General features: G+C 33.4%; 28 protein-coding genes and 2 pseudogenes. 7 read left to right on the top strand and 23 right to left on the bottom strand.

Going from position 1 to position 24,318, the window contains the following annotated elements; genetic code table 11:
* Positions 1 to 96 precede the first annotated feature (96 nt).
* The 6 genes and pseudogenes from ACODS7_RS24360 to ACODS7_RS24335 form a co-directional block, all read right to left on the bottom strand.
* Entirely contained in the window at positions 97 to 888 is a 792-nt protein-coding gene (locus ACODS7_RS24360; protein ID WP_411326799.1) for a methyl-accepting chemotaxis protein, read from the bottom strand.
* Positions 889 to 1,044: 156 nt separating this feature from the next.
* Positions 1,045 to 1,824 (bottom strand): annotated as a pseudogene (locus tag ACODS7_RS24355) (MCP four helix bundle domain-containing protein); the annotation flags it as partial.
* Between the two features lie 134 nt (positions 1,825 to 1,958).
* A complete protein-coding gene (locus ACODS7_RS24350; protein ID WP_243168951.1) occupies positions 1,959 to 3,227 on the bottom strand; it encodes a M48 family metallopeptidase in 1,269 nt (422 codons plus the stop codon).
* Positions 3,228 to 3,465: 238 nt separating this feature from the next.
* Positions 3,466 to 3,765, bottom strand: a complete 300-nt coding sequence (locus ACODS7_RS24345) for a DUF2101 family protein (RefSeq protein WP_001006050.1) — start codon at positions 3,763 to 3,765, stop codon at positions 3,466 to 3,468.
* Between the two features lie 31 nt (positions 3,766 to 3,796).
* A complete protein-coding gene (locus tag ACODS7_RS24340; RefSeq protein ID WP_029442111.1) occupies positions 3,797 to 4,153 on the bottom strand; it encodes a hypothetical protein in 357 nt (118 codons plus the stop codon).
* 1 nt (position 4,154) lies between these two features.
* Positions 4,155 to 5,003: a CPBP family intramembrane glutamic endopeptidase gene (locus tag ACODS7_RS24335; RefSeq protein ID WP_029442110.1), complete on the bottom strand. Its 849-nt coding sequence runs from the start codon at positions 5,001 to 5,003 to the stop codon at positions 4,155 to 4,157.
* A 140-nt stretch (positions 5,004 to 5,143) separates the two neighbouring features.
* Between ACODS7_RS24335 and ACODS7_RS24330 the strand changes: the two genes are divergently transcribed.
* Together ACODS7_RS24330 and ACODS7_RS24325 are read left to right on the top strand one after the other, a co-directional pair.
* Complete coding sequence (locus ACODS7_RS24330; protein WP_043936610.1) at positions 5,144 to 5,848, top strand: response regulator transcription factor; 705 nt, start codon at positions 5,144 to 5,146, stop codon at positions 5,846 to 5,848.
* A gap of 9 nt (positions 5,849 to 5,857) precedes the next feature.
* Positions 5,858 to 7,600 carry a sensor histidine kinase gene (locus ACODS7_RS24325; RefSeq protein ID WP_050842834.1) on the top strand — a complete coding sequence of 581 codons (1,743 nt, stop codon included), beginning with the start codon at positions 5,858 to 5,860 and terminating at the stop codon, positions 7,598 to 7,600.
* Positions 7,601 to 7,981: 381 nt separating this feature from the next.
* On the opposite strand, the gene ACODS7_RS24320 is transcribed toward ACODS7_RS24325, so the two are convergent.
* The 3 genes and pseudogenes from ACODS7_RS24320 to ACODS7_RS24310 all read right to left on the bottom strand — a co-directional run bounded on the left by ACODS7_RS24320 (position 7,982) and on the right by ACODS7_RS24310 (position 9,445).
* Complete coding sequence (locus ACODS7_RS24320) at positions 7,982 to 8,134, bottom strand: hypothetical protein (RefSeq protein WP_050842832.1); 153 nt, start codon at positions 8,132 to 8,134, stop codon at positions 7,982 to 7,984.
* Between the two features lie 282 nt (positions 8,135 to 8,416).
* Positions 8,417 to 8,524 (bottom strand): annotated as a pseudogene (locus tag ACODS7_RS24315) (VOC family protein); the annotation flags it as partial.
* An 18-nt stretch (positions 8,525 to 8,542) separates the two neighbouring features.
* Entirely contained in the window at positions 8,543 to 9,445 is a 903-nt protein-coding gene (locus ACODS7_RS24310) for an AraC family transcriptional regulator (protein WP_000446842.1), read from the bottom strand.
* Positions 9,446 to 9,582: 137 nt separating this feature from the next.
* Here ACODS7_RS24310 and ACODS7_RS24305 point away from each other — a divergent pair, with 137 nt between their 5' ends.
* Positions 9,583 to 10,068 carry an RNA polymerase sigma factor gene (locus tag ACODS7_RS24305; protein WP_050842830.1) on the top strand — a complete coding sequence of 162 codons (486 nt, stop codon included), beginning with the start codon at positions 9,583 to 9,585 and terminating at the stop codon, positions 10,066 to 10,068.
* A 5-nt stretch (positions 10,069 to 10,073) separates the two neighbouring features.
* Positions 10,074 to 11,198 (top strand): anti-sigma factor, encoded by a 1,125-nt coding sequence (locus tag ACODS7_RS24300; RefSeq protein WP_029442105.1) that lies wholly within the window; start codon positions 10,074 to 10,076, stop codon positions 11,196 to 11,198.
* 78 nt (positions 11,199 to 11,276) lie between these two features.
* Here ACODS7_RS24300 and ACODS7_RS24295 read toward each other — a convergent pair whose 3' ends face one another.
* On the bottom strand, positions 11,277 to 11,888 hold the full coding sequence (locus ACODS7_RS24295; RefSeq protein WP_243168952.1) for a hypothetical protein: 612 nt from the start codon (positions 11,886 to 11,888) through the stop codon (positions 11,277 to 11,279).
* A 473-nt stretch (positions 11,889 to 12,361) separates the two neighbouring features.
* Entirely contained in the window at positions 12,362 to 13,333 is a 972-nt protein-coding gene (locus ACODS7_RS24290; protein ID WP_243168953.1) for an HD domain-containing protein, read from the bottom strand.
* A gap of 277 nt (positions 13,334 to 13,610) precedes the next feature.
* On the opposite strand from ACODS7_RS24290, the gene ACODS7_RS24285 reads away from it, so the two are divergent.
* Positions 13,611 to 14,489 (top strand): CPBP family intramembrane glutamic endopeptidase, encoded by an 879-nt coding sequence (locus ACODS7_RS24285; protein WP_029442103.1) that lies wholly within the window; start codon positions 13,611 to 13,613, stop codon positions 14,487 to 14,489.
* A gap of 72 nt (positions 14,490 to 14,561) precedes the next feature.
* On the opposite strand, the gene ACODS7_RS24280 is transcribed toward ACODS7_RS24285, so the two are convergent.
* Positions 14,562 to 15,668, bottom strand: coding sequence for a metallophosphoesterase (locus ACODS7_RS24280; RefSeq protein WP_243168954.1), 1,107 nt, complete (start codon positions 15,666 to 15,668; stop codon positions 14,562 to 14,564).
* A gap of 34 nt (positions 15,669 to 15,702) precedes the next feature.
* Here ACODS7_RS24280 and ACODS7_RS24275 point away from each other — a divergent pair, with 34 nt between their 5' ends.
* Positions 15,703 to 15,915: a hypothetical protein gene (locus ACODS7_RS24275; RefSeq protein ID WP_050842825.1), complete on the top strand. Its 213-nt coding sequence runs from the start codon at positions 15,703 to 15,705 to the stop codon at positions 15,913 to 15,915.
* Positions 15,916 to 15,959: 44 nt separating this feature from the next.
* The gene (gene cytK2, locus ACODS7_RS24270) at positions 15,960 to 16,970 is read left to right on the top strand and encodes a beta-channel forming cytolysin CytK2 (protein ID WP_000830627.1); all 1,011 of its coding nucleotides are present in this window, start codon (positions 15,960 to 15,962) and stop codon (positions 16,968 to 16,970) included.
* A 42-nt stretch (positions 16,971 to 17,012) separates the two neighbouring features.
* Here cytK2 and ACODS7_RS24265 read toward each other — a convergent pair whose 3' ends face one another.
* The 11 genes from ACODS7_RS24265 to ACODS7_RS24215 form a co-directional block, all read right to left on the bottom strand.
* On the bottom strand, positions 17,013 to 17,267 hold the full coding sequence (locus ACODS7_RS24265; RefSeq protein ID WP_000356075.1) for a DUF7660 family protein: 255 nt from the start codon (positions 17,265 to 17,267) through the stop codon (positions 17,013 to 17,015).
* A gap of 62 nt (positions 17,268 to 17,329) precedes the next feature.
* The gene (locus tag ACODS7_RS24260; protein ID WP_075719215.1) at positions 17,330 to 18,058 is read right to left on the bottom strand and encodes an Imm26 family immunity protein; all 729 of its coding nucleotides are present in this window, start codon (positions 18,056 to 18,058) and stop codon (positions 17,330 to 17,332) included.
* A gap of 136 nt (positions 18,059 to 18,194) precedes the next feature.
* The gene (locus ACODS7_RS24255) at positions 18,195 to 18,677 is read right to left on the bottom strand and encodes a hypothetical protein (RefSeq protein ID WP_243168955.1); all 483 of its coding nucleotides are present in this window, start codon (positions 18,675 to 18,677) and stop codon (positions 18,195 to 18,197) included.
* Between the two features lie 76 nt (positions 18,678 to 18,753).
* A complete protein-coding gene (locus ACODS7_RS24250) occupies positions 18,754 to 19,191 on the bottom strand; it encodes a hypothetical protein (protein WP_016082535.1) in 438 nt (145 codons plus the stop codon).
* 205 nt (positions 19,192 to 19,396) lie between these two features.
* Positions 19,397 to 19,834 (bottom strand): hypothetical protein, encoded by a 438-nt coding sequence (locus ACODS7_RS24245; RefSeq protein ID WP_016082536.1) that lies wholly within the window; start codon positions 19,832 to 19,834, stop codon positions 19,397 to 19,399.
* Positions 19,835 to 19,921: 87 nt separating this feature from the next.
* A complete protein-coding gene (locus ACODS7_RS24240) occupies positions 19,922 to 20,542 on the bottom strand; it encodes a suppressor of fused domain protein (RefSeq protein WP_098138404.1) in 621 nt (206 codons plus the stop codon).
* A 40-nt stretch (positions 20,543 to 20,582) separates the two neighbouring features.
* On the bottom strand, positions 20,583 to 21,257 hold the full coding sequence (locus tag ACODS7_RS24235; RefSeq protein WP_049108539.1) for a hypothetical protein: 675 nt from the start codon (positions 21,255 to 21,257) through the stop codon (positions 20,583 to 20,585).
* A gap of 118 nt (positions 21,258 to 21,375) precedes the next feature.
* A complete protein-coding gene (locus ACODS7_RS24230) occupies positions 21,376 to 21,840 on the bottom strand; it encodes a DUF6882 domain-containing protein (RefSeq protein ID WP_001251757.1) in 465 nt (154 codons plus the stop codon).
* Between the two features lie 259 nt (positions 21,841 to 22,099).
* The gene (locus ACODS7_RS24225; protein WP_000671653.1) at positions 22,100 to 22,417 is read right to left on the bottom strand and encodes a ribonuclease E inhibitor RraB; all 318 of its coding nucleotides are present in this window, start codon (positions 22,415 to 22,417) and stop codon (positions 22,100 to 22,102) included.
* A gap of 75 nt (positions 22,418 to 22,492) precedes the next feature.
* Complete coding sequence (locus ACODS7_RS24220) at positions 22,493 to 22,933, bottom strand: DUF7832 domain-containing protein (protein WP_000487868.1); 441 nt, start codon at positions 22,931 to 22,933, stop codon at positions 22,493 to 22,495.
* A 407-nt stretch (positions 22,934 to 23,340) separates the two neighbouring features.
* Positions 23,341 to 23,976 carry a hypothetical protein gene (locus ACODS7_RS24215; protein WP_001034375.1) on the bottom strand — a complete coding sequence of 212 codons (636 nt, stop codon included), beginning with the start codon at positions 23,974 to 23,976 and terminating at the stop codon, positions 23,341 to 23,343.
* Positions 23,977 to 24,318: the final 342 nt, after the last annotated feature.

The raw sequence follows: 24,318 nt of genomic DNA, 5'->3' as shown, positions 1-24,318 counted from the left end.
AAAACTGCACCTCCAATTGTTAGACTGTGTCTAACAATTGGGGTGCAGTTCAAAAGAGGATGCTTTTTTTATATTTATTAACACTCAAATATGCTACTACTTTTGAAGAGTAAATTGGGCAACTATTTGTTTTAATTTTCCTGCTGCGCTATGCATATGTTCAATTGAAACCGAAATCTCTTGAACAGATTTTTCTTGCTGTTGAATAGACTCTTTTACCCTATCAGTTCGATCAGATGATCTTTGGGAAATTTGAGCCATGTCTTCTGCAGAAGCCGAGATTTCCTCACTACTCGCTGCAATTTCATCTGTAGACATAGATACCGTTTGAATTTGCTCAGATACTTGCTGTACTTTTTCTGTAATTGTTCCAAATACTTTTTCTGTATGCATTACTACTTGTGTACCTGCCTGTACCTCATTATCTACTTTCCCCATCATATCTACTGTATGGTTCGTTGTTCCCATAACTTGAGTAATAAGATTCTCAATTTGTTTTGCAGAATCACTAGATTGTTCTGCTAATTTCCGCACTTCATCTGCCACAATTGCAAATCCTCTACCACTTTCTCCAGCACGCGCAGCCTCAATTGCGGCGTTTAATGCTAATAAGTTAATCTGAGAGGTAATACCTTGCATAACATCAATGATTTTAACAATTTCTTCTGATTGTTCTTTCATAGTCTCTACTTGTTTAACACCACTATGTACCGAATTTTGGATTGTATCCATCTGTTGAATCATTTGTTTCATTAATTTGTTACCACTCTCTGCATCTAATGCTGATTGAGCAGACAATTCATTTACAGAGGATGATGTATTGACTATACTCTGCATTCCTTGTGTCAACTCTTCCATCGCACCCGCAGTTTGTTCCATTGCTTGCATTTGACTCTCTGCACCATTTGCAACTTCTTCAATATCCATAGTGATTTTCTTCGCTGCACTACTAGATACTTCTGATGCAGATGCTACTCCGTCTGCATGTTGGAATAAAAGCTGAATATTATTCTCTACTTCTTGCATATTTGTTCTTAGCCCTGCAATCATCTCGTTAAAATTACTTACTAATACACCTAATTCATCCTTAGCAGTATAATCACCATGTACGGTTAAATCTCCTTCTTTCGCACTTTCCATCATACGACTAACCGTTTGTAAAGGAGCAACTATAAGCTTGCTAATAATATAACTTACTATACATATAACGATTGTAGTAACTACTACAAGAATGATAAAGGTAATAACGGATCGATCAATCATTTTTTGAGAATCTTTAAACACTTGATCAGCTAAGTTTGAAACATACGATTCTAGATCCACTGCATAACCAGCCAACTCTATTCCCTTCGGTTTTAATTCCTTCTGAAATTCATTTACCATTTGTGGCTCGTTTGTTGCCTTCGCCTTTTCAAACAATTTTTTATATGTATCTTTATAACTTGGCAAAGATTTCTTCATCTTTTGAAACAATTCATCCTCTTGCTTACTTAAATTAACGCCATCATCATATTCTTTTAATAAAGAATCATATTTTTTAAGCTCCTTTTCAATATTATCAATTATCCCCTCTTTATTTGCCACTTCATTTTGGGACGCCGTAATTAATTCTAGTAAGTTATATTCTAGTGAATTTTGTGTACGAAGCATTCCTTCTAATAAAATTGCAGAATATTGATAATCATCTACTACAACCTCTGTATCGTGCTTAATCTGATTAATGGAATTAATTGCTACACTGCTCATAATTACCATACCTAAAACTGCTAATGAAATAAGCGATAATAATTTATATTTCACTTTTAAATTTTGTAAAAAATACATTTTTTCACCTTTATTCCTTTATATATAGATTTTTAGAATTTTATAGCTTATTATTTACAAAATCACAATAAAAAGCAATGATAAATATTCCCAATATAAAACTTATATTCCTATAAAAAAAAGTAGCATAATAGCTACTCCTTTTTTCTTTGTTTCTCATATTGTTCAAACGTATGAATTCTTTCAAAAATTGGTGGGTGCGTGTATAAGAAAAACTTCACTAACGCAGGCGGATTTACTTGGCTTAAACTTGTTTTTGATAAATATTGAAAAGTTTTCACACCAGATTTCCCGTCCTTCGTCATATTTAAAGCATATTGATCTGCCGCTCTTTCTTCTATACGTGAAACGTAGTTTGTTGCTGGTTGTGCTGCAAAAGAAAGTACAGAAGAAATTAAGAAAAATAAAGGTAAAATGGAGAAACATGCTACTTTTGAAATTTGCAATGTATCTCCCCATTTGCGAATACACATATTTATAATACGACTAATTAAAAACATACCTATAAACGATAGCAATACATAACTGGCAACGCCAAAGTATATATGCTTCATAACATAATGTCCCATTTCATGGGCCATTATAAATAAAATCTCTCTATCTTTTAACTGCTTAAGCGTTGTATCCCACATTACAATACGGGCGTTAGGGCCAATTCCTGTTACGTAAGCATTTAATGCATTCGTTTTTTCTGACATATTTACTTCATATACGTGCTTAGCAGGAATGTCCGCTTTGTCTGCTATCGCTAAAATTTTCGTTTCTAATTCTTTATTTTTCAGCGTCGAGAAGTCGTTATAAAGCGGATCAATAACGACAGGCTGTATGAATGTTAAAAAGATTGTAAATGGAACAGAGAGCGCCCACCCTGCTAGCCACCATCTCTTCGGAAATTTACGGATAAGCCATAATAGAACGGTCACTACAATTAACATAGTCGCATAACTTTCCCAAAAACCGATAACGTGGTCTTTTATCCAACTTTGTGTGCTTTGCGTTGAAATACCGTAATCAACAGACACTTTTCGGCTAATCCATTGCATTGGTAGGGCAAGAACTGTCGTAAGTAGTGATAAATAAAAGAAATAAATCGCAACTTGTAGGACACTTATTTTAGTCGTTTCCTTCGACCATTTCTCAAACTTTCTTGAAATACCTAGCACAAGTACAAACAATAAAATAATCCATTCAAGAGGCGTCGCTAAAAAGTATAGTAAATTTTTCACGCGCGAATAATCTTGGCTTAGCGTAAGCTCTCTCGCACTCATAAACGTTTCTGGATCTGCACTTGTTCCTTTATACATGTCCGGAATAAGTTCATGATTCCATCCAAATAAATACCAATATATAAGTAACGCAAATCCAACGTACAAAAAAAGCGACCAACCAATAACCTTCCTCACGCTATTCCCTCCTCTATGCTGCCTGTCTATTATTATTGTAAGTTCGTACACGCTAAATTAGAACAAGCTTATTATGTGAATTGCTCGAAATCCTTTTATTTACATAAAAAAACTCTTCTACATAAGAAGAGTTTTACCTATCTTTAAACACTTTCTTCGGTTCACAATCCGGAATAAGGATCGCACTTGCAAACCAAAACGTACCCTACTTGCTTTTTAGATAACATAAAAAGCCTCTTTAAGGAAGTACATCTATTAATAAACTAAAATCTTGTAAAGAGAAAGAACTATATTTCATAATACCTTGTACAGCTAAAAGTAAAACAAGACCGATCACACACATATAGTTAACGCTTTCTTCATTCTTTTTTTCAGTAACGACTCCACCACTTATACATAAAATCCCCAACAAATGGAGCGCTAAATACATGAAAAAATAAGCTTCCTCCCAGCGTAAAATAACATTCACTGTCGTTATTAACACTAGACTAAGTAAAATCAAATAAAAAAACTTATTTGATGATATCGTTTCATTCATATAATTTTATACATCCCTTTCAAATTTCGAATTAATGATGTTTTAAAGCTATAAAGTAAATGATTGTTTTTATACCATAAAACAAAAGGAAAGCCACCATTACTTTCTCGAATACTTTATGAATCCACATATACTTCTCTTCATTCTTTCTGAAGATGCGCTTCATCATTTCTTCTACAATTAGACCAAATATTAGTAAAACCCCGAACACAATAAGAAGAGAAATAATATTTTCTTTTAAATGAGTACTAGAAAATAAGTAATACTCTGGAAACACAATCGTATCTACTACAGGTTGAAGCCAATGACAAACGCTTTTATCACACATATCTGTAATAGACGTAGCATCTATAATCTCTTTTAATATTTTTTCAACCGTCTTCTTCATCTCATTTACTCCCCACTATATCTGAAAAGCTCTTTTCCTGCTCTGCATATATAACTGGCACTTCTTTACTCCAATATTTACGATTAACAAATAAAAAGATAAGTACTAAGTTTAATCCTGTTATAAAAATAATAAGTCCAGGAAAGAATGTCGTATAATTTGAGAAATCGGCAAAACTCATAATTTTTTCTCTACTTATTAAAAAAGACGCACCCATTACAAATGCATTGTTTAACATATGTATTGCAATTGGCATGAGTAAACTTTTCGTACGAATATATACGATTGATAATACGATGCTGAATATGGCTGCACCGAGGAAATCAACATGTAACAACGCAAACAATATTGCTACCACGATGGTCGCTATGCTCGTTCCCCATTTTGTTGCAAAACGTTGAAGTAAAAATCCGCGAAAAACAAACTCCCCGATAATTGGTGCGATGAATACGATCCTAATGACTTGATATACATATCCGCCAGTACTATCTATAATCGGTTCATGCAATGCATTCATAATAAAGTCCGGTGTAATCCATGCAAAACTATACATATACAAAATAAGATACCCGTAACTAAACATGCACAACATAACCGTAATGTATAAAACTTGCACCAAGTTAAATGTTTCATTTTTATTAACAAACAATGAAAATGAAATGCGATGCTTTCTATACTCATAAAAAATCCATACCATCGGAAGGATATAGAATATAAAGATATTTATAAAAGAAGAATTTTGTATATGAAATATACTTGTTAGCAAATCGCCACTACTTCTCGCTATTAAAATTAATAGTGCAAATACAATTAAAAAATATCTAGCTCGCATCACTTGAAACGGATTCACACTCATCTCCTCCCCTATGTTACTTTTATCATATCATTTGATTCTTAATTTTTTGCGAAAGAAAACCTTAAAATTTCCTTAAAAATTCCATAAGTTACAAAATGATGATATGATATTCGAGAAAATTAGGAGGGATTTTTATGTACCAAGCAAATATTTTACTTGTTGATGATGAAACAGCAATTTTACAATTACTAACTACCATTCTTGAAAAAGAAGGTTTTTCTCATATTACAACTGCAACATCAGCTGAAATAGCTTTATCACTAACTAAGCAAAACAATTACGATTTAATTATTTTAGATGTAATGCTTCCTGGACAATCTGGTTTTGATATTTGTCCAATCATTCGCCAACAAACAGATTGTCCAATTTTCTTCCTATCAGCAAAAGCATCTGATTTAGACAAAATATCTGGATTTTCATACGGTGCGGATGATTATATTACGAAGCCCTTTAATCCATTAGAAGTAGTAGCACGTATGAAAGCACAGCTTCGGAGACATATGAAACAAGCAGTACCGCACGAACAAAAATCACACTCTATTTCATTTGAAAGATTTGAAATTGATCAACACTCTGCAGAACTGACAGTGGATGGGCACATTGTCGAATGTTCCGCTCAACTCTTTCAACTACTACTCTTCTTTTGCGAGAATCCGAACTACGTATTTTCGAAAGAGGAAATATACGAAAAAGTTTGGGGAGCACCTGCCTATAATGGCGATGACAACACTGTTATGGTCCACATTCGAAAACTACGTGAAAAAATTGAACACGATCCAAGTAAACCAGAATATATAAAAACTGTTCGCGGGCTTGGTTATAAGTTCGTTACAAAGTAGGGTGACGATATGAATTTTAATAAACGACTTATTATTCAATTTATCATGCAACACGTTTTTGTTTTAGTTACATTACTTATCGCTGTAGTTGCTGCTTTTACTTATTTAATTTTTCTTCTTACTAGTACTTTATACGAACCTAATATTCCAGATTCTGATAGTTTTACAATTTCAAGATACATCTCTTCAGAAGATGGGCATATTTCGTTACAATCTGAAGTGCAAGATTTAATAAAGGAGAAAAATGATTGGCTCCAAGTTGTAGATGAAAACGGAAAAATCCTCTACCACTTTAATACACCAAATGATGTTCCGAATGCTTATACGAAGACATCTTTAGTCGCATATATACAACATCATATCGAAAGTAATTATAAATTTACATATTGGGAAATTGAAGTAGAAGAAAAGAAAGTACTTGTTATTTATGGTGGTATGTTAAAAAGCAATGCGTTACTGACAGCAATTCAAAAGGAGCACTCCTCTTTAACTATGGATTCGTTCACATTAACAGATCAAGAAAAACAGTTACTGTCTAAAGAAAAAGCAGCACTTCAAATATTTAATCAAAATGGTGAAGAGGTTTTTGCCTATCCAACTGGAAAGAAAAAACCATTTTCAGCAATACAAATTGCCCTTAATGAAAAAGAACCGTGGAATCATAAAGAAAACACATCTAGCTTTTACGATACAAATAGTGGCAACCTACTCGTTGTAACTGCGAAAAATGAGCACTACTATCCAGATGACGAAATTGAAGATGTATTTACTAAGAAGTTTCTCATCGGATGCGGATTAATCCTTCTTATCGTATTTGTTTATTTAGTCATTCTTTCTATTTGGTATGGTAATAAATTCGGGAAACCGTTATTACATGCGATGCGCTGGCTTAAAAATATCGCTGGCGGAAAGTATGAAGAACCTATCAGTAAAAAAGGAAAACCTGTCAGGTTCCGGCGATCTGGTAAAGAAAAATGGTCATTCCGTTTGTTTAGAGATGTAACAAGTTCACTAGAACACCTTTCTATTACACTCAAAAAAAACGATGCGATGAGGCAAGTACTTCAGCAAACACGAGAAGAATGGATTACCGGTCTAACGCATGATTTAAAAACACCACTTAGCTCTATATATGGCTACGCATTATTACTCGAATCGAATCAATATAACTGGACTGATCGTGATATTCAGCAATTTGGTAGTGTTATGAAAGAGAAATCTCAATATATGACGACATTAATTGATGATTTAAGCTTAACGTATCAATTAAAAAATAACAGCCTTCCTGCCCAACACGTAAACGTTGAAATCAATCAGTTCGTCCAAAAAGTATTATTGCAATTTATTAATAATCCAACACTTCAAAATCAAAATATTGAATTCGTACCGAGCTCAAATAAAATTCAATATTTCATTGAAGAAAAATGGTTCCAGCGTATTATCGAAAACTTACTCGTAAATGCTGTAAAACATAATAACGAAACAACTACTGTCATCGTAAAATTATCACAAAACGCTAATTCCTTTACACTCTCCATTTCAGATGACGGAAAAGGAATGGATGAAAAAACGAAAGAACTTCTATTTGAACGATATTACCGCGGAACAAACACAGAAGAAAGCAACATCGGAACTGGACTTGGCCTAGCCATTACAAAACAGCTCGTTCATGCTCATAACGGGACAATTTCCGTTGATAGTGCACTCGGAAAAGGAACAACGATTATCCTTGTGTTTCCGTTTCGTTCGTAGGAAAGACGCTATGTGGCGTCTTTTTTTCTTTTCTAGAAGAATTTTGCGGTAATTGAAATTATGTGGATCGTTTTTTTGAGGTGTTTTAGCGGTATATGAAATTATATCAGCGATTTTTTGAATATATCAGCGCAACTCGAATTATATCAGCGATTTTCTAGATATATCGACTTACCGACAAAAACCGACAATACTAACCTACTTTCCTACTATACAAAGTAAAAGTAAAAATAAAACTATTAACAAATACATTTCTAAACTGTTATACTATAAATAGAAGTATAAACTAACTAAGTTTTGCATAAAATGAAGTAGACGAGGCGCTTCCAACACCCCGTCACTGCAACTAATTACCGCAAGGTGGAAGGTTGCAACTAAAGCTTATTTGCGCTTAGAAGACTTCCCACGCTTCGCAGGCAGACGGGTGGTCTTCTTTTTGCGCTTTTTTGCCGTTAATTTCGTAAATCCAAAAACTATACCTTCTCTAGCTATAGTTTTTGTAATTTCCAACAAAATTTGCAAAAGAAATTCCATAAGATTACACCTCCTTTCTTCACCAAATGAAGAAAGGGTATAACCTTCCACCCGCAATATTTAATTGCTATTTTATTTTACCATTTTCATATGTATTACAGATAAAACAATACAAATTTAACAATCCACTTATAAAGTTCAACTAATAATCAGTGGGGGGCTTCTTCATCCCCCACTGATTATTAGTTGAACCAATCGGGCTTTTACGGGCAGTTGATCCCCCCTAACTTCTTTGCTTTCGCTGAATTTTGAGGTGGGGATCTTACTGCCCGTTAATGCGGGGTAAAAAGAAACTGATCTTTCTATATCTTTCGTATGTATAGATACACATTCTAGTTTTTTGAACATTTTCCTATTTCCCCCTTCATGAAAAAGCGAACCATCTCCCAATGATTCGCTCTTACCCTATTATTTTTTCTTCACCGGTATCCAAAGCTCTACTTGGGCGAACTCACTCTTATCTTCGTGGCAACGCTCATCGTACAGTTCAAACTCTGTAACGCCGCAATGTTCATAGCCTGAATGCGGGAACCATTCTGAGAATACTGCATTCCAAGTTTGGTGAATAGACGATACCATTTCTTCATGAGGAACTTTCGGCGTTGTAAATACTGCATATGTTGCTGCCGGGAAAGTACGCTTCGCAATTTCATTTGGTACATTTTCAAAGTCTGTAACTTCCATTCCGATAATATAAGTGAAGTCCCCTGTTTCTAAATTAAAATCAGTACATAATCCAAGCTCTACCCATTGACTCGTATCTTTACGATTCGGAATCGTCGTTCCAAGATCTTTTTGTAAATATTCTTGCCAAAATACTGGAATGTCTTGATGGTTTTTCCCTTCTTTACTTGTCGTCTTCAGTTCATAACCCGCCACTAAAAATTCTGGTTTATTTACAATACGATATTCCATTTGTATGCCTCCTAAATACGGATTTAATTTTCTTTGCTTTACATTCACTCGGTAATACATCGGTGTTTCGATTTCTTGTTTTCGATATTCACTCGGTGTCATTTGAAATAATTTTTTAAAGGCTCTCGTGAACGTTTCGTGAGATTGAAAGCCATGTTCAAACGCGATATCAATAACTTTTTCATCCGTATGAGAAAGTTGATAAGCTGCCCGGGCTAACCTCCTCTTTCGAACATACTCCATTACTGTATCACCTACTAATGCCTGAAATACACGATGAAAATGCGACTCAGAAAAACCTGCAATGCGAGCTAAATTACGCAGCGTTTGTTTTTCCATTACATCTTCCTCAATATAATCAATTGACCTTTGAATTTGTGTTTCATAGCTTTCCATCTCTGTTCACCCGCCTTATATGTATTATGATAAAAGAGAACGCAATCCAATTCTTGACGTTTTTTACTATAATTCCATAAAAAATTGTAACTTTTTTATATGTATTTCGTTGTTATGTATGAAGGGAGGGAAATGTAGTGAAACGTAAACAATTATTAGAAGAAATTTACTCAGAGCATATGCAAGATTTATTTCGCTATCTTCTCTCCCTAACCGGAGATTCCCACTATGCGGAAGATCTCATGCAAGAAACATTTTACCGAATGCTCGTCCATATTGACTATTATAAAGGAGAAGAAATTAGGCCGTGGTTATTTACAATTGCCTACAATGCCTTTATCGATTGGTATCGTAAAGAAAAAAAATATAAAACAACTACAGTGGAAGAATTCCATTTACCAAACGTGCCGAGTACAGAACATGAATATTTCGTAAAATTTGAGATCGCTAGTTGGTTAGAAAGTTTATCTTCTCTTCCGCTCGAAAGACGAAATGTCCTACTACTACGAGATTACTACGTATTCTCGTATAAAGAAATAGCAGAAATGACCGGTCTCTCATTAGCGAAAGTGAAAATTGAATTACACAGGGGACGAAAAGAAATGAAAAGCATAAAGGAGTGATACGGATGGGGTGTACAGAATTTAAAAAACTATGGAAGAAGTATGAAAATGGAACGCTCACGCATGATGAACAAGAACTGTTAGAAAGTCATATTGAGTCATGTGAAGAGTGTGAAGCTTACTTAGATGAGCTGTTAACAAAAACAGAACCAATTAAGAAAAAGTTACCTCCAAAAGATCTTAAAGTTCCTTTTTGGAGGATTAAGTGGAAACATCGTTTACAAACGTTTGGTTTTATATTATCAATTTGCATCGTTATCTATATAATCGGCGGGGTATTATCAGCCTTTTATTTTCAAGCTAATAATGATAAAAGGCTAGAAGAAATTAGAGAGGTTCCTTCGCTTGCACTTGAAGCAACGATCCCAAATAGCCGTGTTATGGGGGGCGGAACAAGTGTAGAAGCTTTTTTCCGTACGAATAGCCAATTTGATTTAGTACGAACCGTCGGTAAAAAAGAAATGCCCCTCGGTACAATAGAAACAAAAAGCTTCTTATCATCTGTAGATGTTACGAAGCGAACTTGGATGAATCCGTTCTATCAACCAAAACTCTTCTTTGTTCACCCAAAAACAGAGCAGGGTGATTATTTAAAGGATTCATCAAAAAAAGTATGGGATACACTTGCAAAAGTACATGATGGAACCGTTGCAGAAGTAGCAATTTCTTTTGATAAAGCTTACACTTTAAAAGAATTAGAACCGCTTTTATATAGCATATTTGAAGCACAAGAACTCCCTCCAACTCCTGTATGGTACGCTTTAGATACAGGACAAGAAAGAAAAAATGTAGATGACTATATCCTACATGGCGGAGAAGCTATAGGATTTCCAGAACATGTAAGATTCCTCGATAATGAAACTGACGGGCAGAAAACGCAAGAAGACAAAGTAACCGAAATGATGCGCGTCCTTTCTATCCATAAAAAAACGGTAAGCAAAATAGCAGCGCTTTCTGAGAAAGAACTAAATTTAGATAAACGTTATCAATATGTAAAGGATAACGGTGTAAAAGTATACGGAATTGTTATTACTGGCCCATCGAAAGAGTTATTAAAATTACAAAACTCCCCGCACATACGTTATGCGACTCTTGGAGATATTGAGATTTGGAATTGGTTTGATAATTAATAAAAAAGTCGCTAAGAAATTAGTAACATCCTACTTTCTTAGCGACTCTTTCAACATAGTACAAACTGCATATACATTTTATATTTCACTAACCGAATCCGTAAATAAAGCATGGAATACGTTAACTTCTCCCATACGTAAACATTCCGTTTCAATATCAGATATTGCCGTTCTAGCAACCTCACGCTCTACTCTTACAAATCCTTTTGTATTCATTCGTTTTTCAAATTCACAAATGGTATCCACTTCTACATCGATTGTTTCAAAAGTCCATTCCCTTACATCTTCATCATATGTTGTTTTTAATACGTAGTAATAATAATATTTATCAAGTAAGCTAACAAAAACTCCTAAATCCAGACGCTCACCTCTTGATTTTCGTATCCAATCAATATCATCATTTAACATCGGTTCTCTTCCATTTAACAACACGTTATATTCTAAACAATTATATAGGTTTAAATCTGTACAATCTGATACATGGTAATCACAAAATGTTGACTCGATTAAAGACAAAACTTCCTTTTGAGAACTTTCGTTTTCTATAAATGTTTCTTTTAGCTCTACAAATCGTTTATGCTCTTTAGATTCTTCGTACAATTCTTCTTCTTTCATAATATTTTTTGGAAAGAATTTGTAAACTATTTCTTTTAATTCATTCATCATTTCAGACTTCGCCGTTTTAGCCATTTTGTAAATCCCCCTATAAAAAAAGAATTCTCACTGCAATAAAGAATCATACCCCAAATATGTTATTAATTAACAAATATATTATATTAAAATAAAAAATATGATTCAATTCTGTTTTTTAAAAATTTTTCTGTTATAATGTCTAATTCCGAACATTAAACGTATCATAATATAATAATTACAACAAAAAACGACAAAATTCTTTAAATTAACTTAAAAAATATAAAAATCTATATATAAAGAACGAAAGATTCTAAAGCGTCTATTAAAAATATTTATTATTTTTCATACATTAAAAATTAGTACTTTTTTCACAAATTATTATCAATGGAAAACTTTACAAAATTTATTTTTTACCATAAAAGGTATTTTTATGATAAAATGAAATAGTATCGTAAAAATGTAACACATTTCTATACGAACAACCCTTTAAAAGAAAAAGGTGTCATCATAATTGATGACACCTTTTTCTTTTAAAGCAATTTCACATACATCCCTCTCACCGCTTTTTCATAAGCAATATCTCTCATCTGTCTTATGTTTTCTGACACAACAGATGCTGGAATAACTTCCTCTTCACGAAGTAACGGCGGATCAATAAGACGCACTTTATTTTTCTGATGTAAATCATAATCGTTTCTATCTTCTTTTACTTTTACATTTGGATGAACTTTGCTTAATAAAGCTTCTACTTCGGGGTCATTACATTGCTGCAATTTCGAAATAAGCTCCTCATCTTCAAGAAGAAAATCATCTGCATGAATAATCCTTTTATGAAGAGCTACCTTTAACGTTTTCGCTAACATATCATTTCCGTAAATATTCATTGGTTCCATAAAGAAATCGATTACTTCTTTGTAATACGTTTCTGTAAACCATTCCGCTATTTCGATATTTTGAAGAACCATTTTCCCCTCTACTTCGATGACATCCTCTAAAAAACTGTGAACTTCTTCTAAAGAAATATACCCATATGTATACATATCTCGTAATGTATAATCCACTCGGTCTGCGCATAATTCGGGCGCTGACCTTTCCAGTAACGTCCACTTCGAATCATCTAATAAAATATCTTCATAGTTATAACCATGCCTCGCAAGGATCGCTGGAATTTCTGAGTTGTTCACAACAGAACTAAATATCTCTTCATGATAACTTTCATCTTCATTATCAAAAACGTAATCAATCACGTGGGAAAAAGCAGTATGTGATACGTCATGTAGTAAACCAGCAATCTGTTCTTCTACTGAACCACCTAGTTTTTTCACTAATAACATAACACCCACTGAATGCTCAAAACGAGTTACATTCCATTTCTCGTTCATTAAGTAACTTGCGCCTGCTTGATGAATTCCCTTTAGTCTTTGCATAGGCTTACTTAAAAATAATTCTTCTAGCACTGCATCCACTTCAAATTTTCCGTATAGTACATCTGATATGATCACTTACAATCCCCCTTTTCAAGCAAAGTCTTTTTATATTATCTCTTTTTTGAAGAAGCGTAAATATACTATTCTGTAATTTGAATATAAATGTTTTGTTTTTATAAAAAAAGCAGGTTCTCTTATTCTTATCAAGTTCAATCATAAAAAAGAAAATATTTTCACACCCCCTCTTTTTTGTTTTAATAGATTTATACATACATATTTATTAAAGAAAAAAGAAACGAATAGATTCAATTAGAGACTGACTTACAATTATAATATGAAAGGTCGGATAACTATGGACAGTTATTTTCCAAAAGCGGGGAAGTTAATTGGCGGTATCATTATGCTTATTATTCTGCTTTCATCTCTTTGGCTTATATGGATCGGAGAAACGAACATTCGTTACAGCGGGGATCATAAGGGCACAATCCCTTTTTGGTACAAGTGGATCCCTGTTATTGTCGGTATACTCCTTGTCCGTTTCCTACCATTTCATCATAAAAACTATAATCCCCTTCAACAATTTGAACCAAGGCGCATCATAATTCAAACTGCTATCTTATTCTTAAGTGGCTCCCTCTTCACGATTTGTCTTCTCACCACGAACTTTGAAGGAATGGCATTACAATTGTGGTTTATGATATTTAAAATTATTTTATTATTATTCACTCCATTAATGCTGCTTTTGTTTTATAAAAAAGAACGACCAAAGCAAGTAAAATCAACAGGGGATATTAGATGGTATCAGTTTACACCACTTATTGTCATTATAATCTGGGGTTACTTCAACTTCTTTTCTATATTCTCTACACCATTTGTTTCAATGAAAATGGAACCCACGATTTTAATCTCCATTTTACTTGTAGGGTTTCTTATAAATAGTGTACTTGAAGAGATTTTTTATAGAGTTTGGTTGCAAACACGTTTGGAATTATTACTAGGTACTTGGCCGGCTATTCTTCTTACATCATTGTTATGGGCAAGCTGGCATATCGCATTACATGGCTCTGGTCATTGGGATATTGATACAGCTACGGTCATTGTGAACCTTGGTATCGTAGGTCTATTCCTTGGATATTTGTGGGCGCGTTATCGTAAGGTATGGGTAATTATTATTGTTCATGGATTAATTAATGCACATCCACAACAACTAATTGAGATTATATTTAAGTAAAGAGCGCGATTGAGAAATAAAAAATAAAAGGGATTATACATGATTAATATGTATAATCCCTTTTATTTAACCTTATTCAAACGTAACTTCTACCTGCACAATTTCCGACCTACTACCAAGTCTAAGCGGTGGTCCCCAAAATCCAAATCCAGAAGAAACAATTGCGTGGAACGCGCCTTTTTGTGCGTATCCCCAGTCTAGCTCGTACATTCTTCTCGTTACAATATGATTGGGCGCCATTTGTCCGCGGTGCGTATGACCGGATAATAATAAATCTACACCAGCATCTGCTGCTTGTTTCAACTCAAATGGCTGATGATCCATTGCGATAACAGGCATCGATTTATCCACTGTACTCATAAGTTTTTCAAAGCTTTGGCGATCTCGCTCTGTTTTATCTCTTCTTCCAACGAGATAAAAGTCATCTTCAATTGTAATCACTTCATCTAAAAGAATACGAATATCAATCTTATCCATCTCTTGTAAAAACTCTGGAACCGCTCTGCCGTAGTATTCATGGTTTCCTAAAACACCATATACGCCTAATGGAGCTTTCATTTGTTTCATAATATGACCCATGTTTTTTTGAATGAATACTCCTGGATGATCATCGATAATATCACCTGGCAGTAAAATAATATCAGGTTCCATTTCATTTACATGACGAACAAGTCTTTTCAAATGCGAAACGCCAGACAGTTTACCGAAATGCATATCAGAAGCCATCGCAATGCGTAAACTTTTACGCCCCTCTACTTTTTTCGGTATGTGCACTTCGTACTTTCTTACTACCGGACTATACGCATTAAATACTCCGTACGCAAAGATAAAGATAAATGCAGCTATCACAGCCGCCCCTGTCCAAATAATTGCTGCTTCTTTCTCTACTGAAAACTGTAAAAGAAAGACCATAATATCAGCTAATGGCAACAACATAAGTGCATATTGTATAACCGCAAACCAAATCGAACCTATCGTTCGCAGAAATGGCAGAAACTTAAACACTTGCACGAGAATGTACGCATATGAAATAAATGCGACTATGAAAGCATAATATCCCCAAGATTCCCAGCCAAATACCGCATGAAGCCAAACCCATCCGTTCCAGCCGATGTAAAACATAAGTAGTGTGTATATAATTAATATGGTAAATATATTGAGATAACGAAGATTCTTCACAGCCAGCCTCCTTATTGATTTCTTCTATTATAACTTGTTATGCACTTATAACGTAAATATTAAGCACTTCAATCTTCCCAATAAAAACATCGATAAACATATCGTCTTAAAATTTTTAGGAACGGCTGTAATCGGCATTTTAGAGTCTTACGTGTTGGATGAAATTCTATTATCTTTATCCTTCAAAACTCACCTATGCAATTATGCATATACATCTATTCCGTTTTATTTTTATGTTACGATATAAATGCAATACGACATATATCGACAAAGATAAAAGGAAGTGATTGTATGAAACGTTCTAAAACATACTTAAAATGTTTAGCATTATCCGCTGTTTTTGCTAGTAGCGCTGTAACTCTTTCAACACCTGCTGCTTATGCTCAAACAACATCACAAGTTGTAACAGATATCGGACAAAACGCAAAAACACATACGAGCTATAATACATTTAATAATGATCAAGCTGATAATATGACAATGTCTTTAAAGGTAACTTTTATCGATGATCCAAGCGCAGATAAACAGATTGCCGTTATTAATACGACTGGTAGTTTTCTAAAAGCAAATCCTACTATAAGTGATGCACCTATTGATAACTACCCAATCCCTGGTGCTAGTGCAACATTACGTTATCCTTCACAATATGATGTTGCATTTAACCTTCAAGATAACAGCGCTCGTTTCTTTAACGTAGCACCTACAAATGCTGTAGAAGAAACGACTGTAACATCTAGTGTATCTTATCAACTTGGTGGTTCTGTTAAAGCTTCTGTAACCCCCAATGGCCCTAGCGGTGAGGCTGGTGCAACTGGTCAAGTCACTTGGTCTGACTCTGTAAGCTATAAACAAACTAGTTATAAAACAAATTTAATTGACCAAACAAACAAAAACGTAAAATGGAACGTATTCTTTAACGGATATAACAATCAAAACTGGGGTATTTACACACGTGATTCTTATCATTCTTTATATGGAAACCAACTGTTCATGTACTCTCGCACATACCTATATGAATCTGATGCAAAAGGTAATTTAATACCGATGGATCAACTTCCAGCATTAACAAATAGCGGTTTCTCTCCTGGTATGATCGCTGTTGTTATCTCTGAAAAAAATACAGATCAATCTAACTTACAAGTCGCTTATACAAAACACGCCGACGACTACCAACTTCGTCCAGGCTTCACATTTGGAACTGCAAACTGGGTTGGAAACAACGTAAAAGACGTTGATCAAAAAACATTTAATAAATTGTTCACACTAGATTGGAAGAATAAAAAATTGGTAGAGAAAAAATAAGTAAAAAAAACGAAGGGACTATTTAGACTCTTCGTTTTTTACTTATTCATAATAAGATCCCGCGAGTAATACCGTCGCTATGAAATTCCATGATATATTTTTAGGCATCTCTTCACCTTTATTTTGAAAAGCACCATCACAATCATTTAGCCATGCTTCCTTTGATTCTAAATAATCTTCTAATGTTATATTCTCCGACTCATCTTTATTTTCTTTGAAATCTTTTTGAAAATAAAACAGGAATTCTACTAATTTTTCTTTTGAATCTACACCATTAGCTAACTCATAAATATCCACATTATTACTCCTTTCAAATACAAGTAAAATCCTCGATCTCTTCAACACAAAAACATTCTTTTTTATAAAATGCTATATTTCTCTTCCAACCAATCTTCTATAACATATTGTCCTGCTATCCCTGAAGGATTTTTAATTTTCTTCCCTTCTTCTTCACTAACCATTTCAAAATCGATTAAAGGACCATCTGCTCTCCCTCGGCTTACAAAATAAGTCCCCTGATCCTTATTCTCAAACACAAAATCTGGAAGATTATACTCCCCCGGATCAAACAATTCCATTGGTAATCCACCAATAATTTTCCAATCACCATCTAACCAACCAGACCAGGCAGTATACGCCGTAAATAATACTTCTTTTTGATTCTTGTAATAGTTTTTAAACTCGCTTATTCGTATTTTTTCATCTGTAAATAAAGAAAAATATTCTATATATGTTTCCCCATCATATGGCCGCGTAACATTTTGGCCTTTCACTAACATTCCGTACCCATACTTATTAATATTTTTAAGATTTATCGCAAAAACTATCCCTGGCTTAAATGATTTTTTGCGACGTTTTTTTAATTTAAACTTACAATCTACTACTTCTTGTTCCTCTAAAGAAAAACTATCACTCTGCATTTCTAATGCATTTTTTAACATTATCTCTAACTCATTTAGATTTGGTAATCTGTGAGGCCCTTCATTATATATCTTTTCAATCTTTTGAAAAGCATCCATTAAAATATCAATGCTTTCATCACTTATAATCAATTTATCCCCTTTTATTTCCTCTTTATAAAAAGACATATTTTCTCTCCTTTACTCTCTTATACATATCCCTTGAAGACTCTCTTTTTCTTTCTATCACACTAAACCACGCACCACTTCTTCTAATAATAAATTCAACCATTCATCCAATTTGTTTTAAAACACTCTAATACACTCAGCTTTCTTTCCATAGTACTATCTCGACATTATACTCATTCTTTAGAAAAGAAAAAGCACTTCTCATTGCTTCATCTACTACAATAAGGCCAGAATAAATTAATCCTCTTTGAGCATCGTCATATCCAATGAAATGTAATACTTCTTTTGTATATAACATGAAATCTTCTAATTCTAATTGCACACCAAAGTCCCAATTTTCATGTGCATACCATACAATAATCTTCTTAGACAATAAACTAGTTAATTCACGTTCAAATTCTTTTATTTCATTGATAACTTGTTCAGCATTTAATTCACTCATAACTTTGATAGGATTCGGTGTTTCATCAATTAAAAAGTTTACTAATGAAGCAATTTTCTTCCCGCTAATAATCTGAAATTCTTTTATAGACGGACATAACATTAAAAACTTTTCTCTAGTAGCCTTTTCCTCTACCTTTTCTCTTAACATTGCAATTTTCTTTAAACGTTCGTTCACGATTATCACCTCATATATTAAGTAACACACTTTCATTCTCGTAATTTCATTCCTAAATTGTTACGGCAGAAAATCTTCAAGACTCATTTCCGTTAAATTTAAAAGTATTCAAAAAGGAAGTAAGCTGACTTTTAATAGTAGGTATACATTCGTAGCATTCATATATATAACAACTTAGCGAGCTATCTCCTTCAAGCTCTTTAAATCTAACTGAAATTTTGAAAGATGCATCAATATCCAAGTGACAAGTTAAAGATAACTCATTTGATTCTGATTTAAAATGTACTGTTCCAGATCCAACTGTATATGTTTTTTGAAGGTCTTTGTAAAAGTGATATATAGCATTATTGTCAAAATAAAATGATGTCGTTTTCACTTTAAAACCAGTACAACCTAGTTCGCATTCTCCTTTGAAATAAGCTCCACCAAAATAACTATCTCCTTCACTTGAAAAGTCAGTTATAGCAACTTTGATAAAATTATCATCCTTCCATCCTACATGAAAACATTCCATTATTTATACCTCCCTATACTCCAATGAATCAATAATAATCTACTTTCTGCCACTCTTGGAAACCTTCTTTTTACTTATACTTTTACAATCGATACAAGCTCTGCTTCCCATCACTGAATGTTGCGTTTAAAACGTTAATGCATTGGATCATAATCTATAAAGAAAGAAGAACCTACGTCAGCTCTTCTTTTTAGACATCCATTTTTCACGAATTCTCTTTTATATAATTTTTAGCTACTTCATTATTTGGGTCATTTTTTAATATTTCTTTTGCCCAATTCATAGCTGCTTTTTCTTCAAAAATATCATCTGGAACATTAGCAAAAAACAATAAAAACTCCCTATATTGCATATCATTAGGCTCCAATTCGATACACTTCTTTGCATGATAAAAAGCAGCTACATATGCCCCCTCTAAATGACAGAGTGGATGACATAAAATATCTGATGCTAGTGCATGTAATCTAACATCATTGCGACTCTCTAAATAACTAGTCAAGAAAGTGTATACAATAATATTCGGTTCATTAAAAGACCATTCTATTAAAAAATCCTCCAATTCCTCAATACTTATTTTATTTGCATGGGCTATCGCATTTCCAATGTCCCCTCGATAAATTGCATCTCTTAACAAATCATGCATGATTTCACCCACCCATTCGATATATATCTTCACATGTGTAGCCGTTATCTGTTATCTCTTTTACTTTCATCAAAAGCAGCCCACTCCTCAAACCGTTGATAGACGATGTGGATCACAGAAAGTTTCTGTATCAATCTCTTTTTCCAGCCAAAGGTCAAAGAGCGCACTAATATCTCCCTGTTCCAACATATACTCTTTCTCTTCTTGATGAATAGGCAATAACCAAAATAAATCAAGCTCCTTTTCTTCAAAAAACTCCATTAGCTCTGGAGACTCTCCTGCCTCAATAACTGCCGGGCTTACTAAAAGCACATTCATTGAAAAATCAGATTCAGCATCCGCATTAGAAATTGTATCCCCATAATCAAACGAGGTTTCATCTATAAATGGATAATGTGCTAATCCAGCAAGCAAATCAATTATTTCATCATTTTGATTTGTATTTAACCAAATTAATTCTCCTTTAGCACCATTAGTCATATATTCAGCTGACATCCCTAATGTTACATATGTCCATACTGGCCTATCTTCATTTTTCGGGAATTCTAAAACGTATAGCATTCCTTTTTTTAGAGCGGTATTATCTAATTCTACTTTTTTAGCTCCTCTTTCACCCCAGGTATATTCAAGAATCTGACTAGGCTCTCCAAAATGTTCATAGTATTTTTTCTGAATGTCACTTAATTTATTTTTTCGAAAAAAATTCATTTATGCTCTACAACCCTCTTTCTACTATACAACCTTGTTATTAAAGATAGATTTCTTCTTTCCAACTACTGGATTTAGATTGAACTACTATTAGATTTTCACTTTCCCATTTTAATGTCCCTAAGAATCTAGAATATACCATTTCATTCCCTACCTCTTCCACCAATAGTTGGTCTCGAATCTTTAATCCCTTTTCATCATACACTTCACATCGTAGCTGGAAACCTTTAACACGATGAATTCCTTTTAATATGGCTATCTTCTTACGGCTTGGGCTTTTCTTAGGTGTCTTCCCAACTAAAAATATCCCTTCATAGTTTTGCTTCACAATCTCTTCTAAAGTCTCCTCTATATACCCTTTAACAATAGATGATGAAAGAGTAGAGTTTTCTTCAAGTCCAGGGACAACATATTGGCGTACTAATTTGCAAAACTCTTTGTATTTCTCTTCAACTGATTCCAGTGTTAAGAAATTCATAAAATCATAAGGAACCAGTATACTAATTTCACCCGATGCCCTATTCACTTTATATGAAACATCAGTGTGCTCCTTAGCTAAACAATAAACAGTAACTTTCTCAATTTCTTTTAATCCCATCTCAAACTCGCTAACTTTCTTTGCGAAAATCAACTCAAAAATCCTAATTTCATGTACAAGCAAATAATGTTTTTTAGGACGTTTTTTTTTCCAATCGTAAAACTTTACTTCAAGCAATATAATTCACTCCTTTAAATTTATCACCATGGCATCAGGGACCTATGATACCTTTTATTAATTTATTAAACTGTACTCCTTTTTCATTCTACCTTATCTATATTTTTAATATGCTTACTCACAACGCACGCGGTGACATAACAGCCATAAATACATCACTTCTCTCACCTGGTGCCATATACATTCCTTCTGCATCTAAATATTCAATGGAAAAGGCTGCTAGCTCATACGCCATTTCTTGATCGCATTCAAAAAGTGGATTTATAAAAACCTCACTTCCTGTAATCTTTTGTAAATCTTTCAAACAGTTAGACTTACTTCTTGTATAATCAGCCACATTCTCATTAGCCCAAGACCACATCCAACTGTTACTCTTTCCAGACCAGGACCCTATAAAAACAACACTAAATTCAAGTAACACTTGACCATTTTTTTTAAACTGTAATATACATTGATCTTGATCATACCAATACTCATCAAAGTTATCGATATTATAATCCGAAATGAATTTTTGCTGTTTACTTTCTAATTTGTCATAACACATAACAAGATAATTCTCGAATTGTTCATCCGTCATTGCCAATTATCACACGCTTCCTTCCTTCAAGATCCTGCTACAAACAATATATCTTACTCTCTCAAAACCTATATAAAGTGAAACTTTAATCAGCCCTTACCAATTGGGCTTTTACAGGCAGCCCGCCCCCCACATATCATATACGTTTTTACCACTAAGCTATCTTAATATATACAACGAAACAAGAGCTTATATAAGCTCTTGTTTCCATAAATAGTTTCTTTACTCAGTCTAATTTATTTTATCACGATAAATAAATTCAATATTACACAAATGCACCCCAACCATCTGTATATCCACCAAACTCTTCACCCAGTTTATTCAATTCCTTTTGCATCTCTACGATATCCTCATAAATTAAGAACATTTCTTTAGAACAAGTACATGTCCAATCTTCAAATTCTTCATTATAATCTAACTCACAATTTAAGCCCAGCGCTTGTACTCTGCCAATTATTTTTTCTCCATTACCTTGATCAGGAATTGCAATAAAGAAATCTACTATATGTTTTTTATTAAAATCTATACCTTGCTTGTATAACATATTTAATACTTGTCCATCTTCATCTTTTGGGAATTTCATTATTTCTCCCCTTTTCTATAGCATATAATAAACCTTCATTTGGAACAAAAAATATTCCATTACTTAAAGTCCTCTTTACCCGTTATTTTTAAGTTTTTTCCATTCTGTATACCTAATATCGATCACTTCTTTTAATTTAAAGTAATTTTCCCAAGTATCTTGCACTTGATATAATGTATCACACTCTAAAAATACATCATCATAATCATCTAAATATAAACCTTTTTCAAAATCAAAATAATCTATTGCAAATTGATTCCCTTCATCATTTAACATGTCATCGCTTAAAACCCCATCCCAGAACATATAAACTTGAGTCCCAGTCATTTTTCTAAGCTTAAATTTATTAATTTCCTCTTCGGTCTCTTCTAAAAATTCATCACTAAATAAATTATTATCAATAATCCAACCTAAGAACATTCCAGTATGTACAAATGCTTGCTCCATCGGTAATTCTTGTGGGAAATCTCCTTCATAATGATATTTAGCTTTATCGTAAATTATTGTTTGGAACAAGATTCTCACTCCTATTTCACATAATATAATTGAGCTCAAATAAATAATTCTTTGATACACTTTTTAAAAAGGTAAGTTGACTAGACTCTGTGGGGTTTTTGCTTCCAAAGGCTAAGTCTATCGCTACTGCTCAAGGTTACAGTGCACCATCATCACTCGCAGGCACTATCTCAAACCGGCTAAAATTCGATATGGGCTTTCCAGTATTATAAAACCTGTAAATAAAAACCCCTATAAGTTACATTCGAAGTTTGTATCTAATCATAAAAACGTCAAATGTTTCCTTCTAGGGGCTACTAATATTTATGATTAATAGAAAATCTAAAGTTTAATGTTTTTCCAACCAGAAAAACCAGATATAAACAATTAACCCCACTATAATCACGAAAATGAATAACTAACCTTGTTTATCCTAGATTCATATTAGAAAGAAAGTTTTCAAATAACTCCAATTCAAATTTATCCCTCGTCTTTAAATACTCTTTCTTTTTCTCAATGATTTGTTCTAGCATCTCTTCTTTATTTAATAACAAAGCTAATCCAATAGCATTTTGTGCTCGAGTCCCATCAAATATTGTCCCTATTAATCCAGCCTCATCATCATCTCTTACACATAAATCAAATACATTTTCCATATCTACATACTTATCAATATATGGAATGAAATACTGTTTAACCTCTTTTAATATATCTATGGTAACAGGCAAAATATCGGTTTCCTTTTCAACACACCATCTTTTTTGCTCCCTATGGACTAAATTCCCTAACTCAACCCCAATCGTATAGGTTTCCTTTTTCTCTTTACTTGTTAAACCTTCATCCCATTGATTTTTCATATTTTCTAATTCGTCAAACCGAATTCCCACATCCACCGTCACATGAAAATCTTCTGGGTGATTGATAAAGGCTAAATGTATACCGATTTTTCCTTTATCAAATTTTTTCACCAGGTCTTGTTGTGTAATCCTAATCTTATAACCGTCTTCTTTTAACTCTTCACCTAGACCTTGCAGTAGCTTTAATTTTAATTCTTTTTTGTTCATATAATTCCTTCCGTTCTCTATTTTGATTTATCCCACGAGGATTAGATACATGTCCTATCCTATATATAAAGAAAAAAGAGCCTATATTCGCTCTTCCTTCATACAAACATTTAATAAATGCATCTTTCTAACCACTAACTTTTCTGATGATATATTAATAGCCTCTAAAAGCAAACTGAATATACATGTATGTACCAACACCATAAATAACAAAAGCAACTATAGTGATTAGCCAATTTTCACGAGTTTTTTGTACATACTTCGAGCATGCCCAAAAAAGAAGTAAAATATATAAGTTCCGTTTAATGTTTTAACATCGATAAAAGTGTCTATACTGCTTAT

The sequence above is a fragment of the Bacillus sp. FG16 genome (assembly GCF_057809515.1).
Note: the sequence above shows the minus strand (reverse complement) of the source record. Positions and strands in the feature narration are given on the sequence as shown.

Excerpts from the sequence above, each read along its gene's own strand:
- ACODS7_RS24360 (WP_411326799.1), bottom strand. The coding sequence starts at position 888 with ATGCAAGCAATGGAACAAACTGCGGGTGCGATGGAAGAGTTGACACAA.
- ACODS7_RS24345 (WP_001006050.1), bottom strand. The coding sequence starts at position 3,765 with ATGAATGAAACGATATCATCAAATAAGTTTTTTTATTTGATTTTACTT.
- ACODS7_RS24340 (WP_029442111.1), bottom strand. The coding sequence starts at position 4,153 with ATGAAGAAGACGGTTGAAAAAATATTAAAAGAGATTATAGATGCTACG.
- ACODS7_RS24330 (WP_043936610.1), top strand. The coding sequence starts at position 5,144 with ATGTACCAAGCAAATATTTTACTTGTTGATGATGAAACAGCAATTTTA.
- ACODS7_RS24325 (WP_050842834.1), top strand. The coding sequence starts at position 5,858 with ATGAATTTTAATAAACGACTTATTATTCAATTTATCATGCAACACGTT.
- ACODS7_RS24320 (WP_050842832.1), bottom strand. The coding sequence starts at position 8,134 with ATGGAATTTCTTTTGCAAATTTTGTTGGAAATTACAAAAACTATAGCT.
- ACODS7_RS24310 (WP_000446842.1), bottom strand. The coding sequence starts at position 9,445 with ATGGAAAGCTATGAAACACAAATTCAAAGGTCAATTGATTATATTGAG.
- ACODS7_RS24300 (WP_029442105.1), top strand. The coding sequence starts at position 10,074 with ATGGGGTGTACAGAATTTAAAAAACTATGGAAGAAGTATGAAAATGGA.
- ACODS7_RS24295 (WP_243168952.1), bottom strand. The coding sequence starts at position 11,888 with ATGGCTAAAACGGCGAAGTCTGAAATGATGAATGAATTAAAAGAAATA.
- ACODS7_RS24285 (WP_029442103.1), top strand. The coding sequence starts at position 13,611 with ATGGACAGTTATTTTCCAAAAGCGGGGAAGTTAATTGGCGGTATCATT.
- cytK2 (WP_000830627.1), top strand. The coding sequence starts at position 15,960 with ATGAAACGTTCTAAAACATACTTAAAATGTTTAGCATTATCCGCTGTT.
- ACODS7_RS24260 (WP_075719215.1), bottom strand. The coding sequence starts at position 18,058 with ATGTCTTTTTATAAAGAGGAAATAAAAGGGGATAAATTGATTATAAGT.
- ACODS7_RS24250 (WP_016082535.1), bottom strand. The coding sequence starts at position 19,191 with ATGGAATGTTTTCATGTAGGATGGAAGGATGATAATTTTATCAAAGTT.
- ACODS7_RS24245 (WP_016082536.1), bottom strand. The coding sequence starts at position 19,834 with ATGCATGATTTGTTAAGAGATGCAATTTATCGAGGGGACATTGGAAAT.
- ACODS7_RS24240 (WP_098138404.1), bottom strand. The coding sequence starts at position 20,542 with ATGAATTTTTTTCGAAAAAATAAATTAAGTGACATTCAGAAAAAATAC.
- ACODS7_RS24225 (WP_000671653.1), bottom strand. The coding sequence starts at position 22,417 with ATGAAATTCCCAAAAGATGAAGATGGACAAGTATTAAATATGTTATAC.
- ACODS7_RS24215 (WP_001034375.1), bottom strand. The coding sequence starts at position 23,976 with ATGAACAAAAAAGAATTAAAATTAAAGCTACTGCAAGGTCTAGGTGAA.